This is a genomic window from Nocardioides sp. (genome assembly GCF_024509035.1).
In the GTDB taxonomy this organism is placed as follows: Bacteria; Actinomycetota; Actinomycetes; order Propionibacteriales; family Nocardioidaceae; genus Nocardioides.
The window spans coordinates 368-1504 of the sequence record NZ_JANINT010000307.1 but is presented as its reverse complement, the minus strand read 5'-3'; the positions used below and the strand labels follow the sequence as shown (position 1 = coordinate 1504).

Here is a 1137-nt window from a genome sequence, read left to right as displayed (position 1 = left end):
CGAGCCGGTACCCGAGCCGGCCGACGCTCTCCTGCTGGAGCAGCGCCCAGCACTCCTCGGCGGTCAACGTGGTCATCGTCGCTCTCCCCTCAGGTCCGGTCCACCACCATCACCGGACCGGCCGCGTGCCGCAGGACGGTCCGGGTCACCGCGCCGAGGTGCGGGCCGATCGCCCGCTCCCGCCGCCGGCTCAGAACGACGAACGCCGACACCAGCGACGCCCCGACGAGCGCGTCCGCCGGCCGCCGCCAGTCCACCGCGGTCGAGACGTCGACGTCCGCGTGGTCGGGCAGCTTGGCGAGGGCGCGGTCGAGCCGCTCCTCGGCGTCGTGCACCCACTCGTCGCGCGTCGTGTTGCCGAAGACCAGGTCCTGGTAGGGCTCCGCCAGCCACGCCGCGTGCACGACCACCAACGGGCGTCCGGTGTCCCGCGCGAACGCCAGCGCGGTCTCCACCTGCGCGAGCGCCTCGTCGGGATGGTCGACGCCGACGGTCACCGGCCGCGGCTCGTAGGGACCGCGCCGCCAGGCGGCGGGCACGACGACCACGGCTGCGTGCGCGTGCGCCGCGACCCTCGTCGAGACCGACATGGTGAGCAGCCGGTCGGCGGAGTCGTGGCGCTCGAGGAACACGACGCCGTCGGGCGGGACGCGGTCGGCGATCGTCGTCGACACCCGGCCGACGAGCAGGTGCGTCGTGTACGGCACCCGGCCACCGCCCCGCGAGCGCACCCGGTCGGCCGCGGAGGTCAGCACCCTCCGGCCGACCTCGGTCAGGGCCCCGTCCAGCGACTGGACCGCCTCCACTCCGACGGGGACGCTGACGAGCGAGTGGACGACGTGCAGCAGCTCCAGCCCGGTCTGCCGGCGCTCGGCCTCGGCGACGGCGAGGTCCAGCACCCCGTCGTGGACGCCCTCGGGACCGACGGCGACCACCACGTCGTACTCGCTGCGGGTCGTCTCGCTCACGCCCTCATGCTGGGGTGCCGGCCCGGCACCGGGTCAGGGTCGGCCGCCCGCGGCGCCCGGGACCTTGGTCACTGGCTCCGGCGCGGGGTCATCCGCCACGGTGGGGGCATGACCACCCACAACGTCGCGACCCTGCTCGCCTACGACTGCTGGAGCCTGCTCGGCGAGG

1 protein-coding gene is annotated in these 1137 nt (G+C 75.3%); it reads right to left on the bottom strand.

Features of this window, described 5'->3' with window-relative positions; translation table 11 throughout:
• Positions 1-89: 89 nt before the first annotated feature.
• Positions 90-968 (bottom strand): universal stress protein, encoded by an 879-nt coding sequence (locus Q0L15_RS19665; protein WP_296606287.1) that lies wholly within the window; start codon positions 966-968, stop codon positions 90-92.
• Positions 969-1137 lie beyond the last annotated feature (169 nt).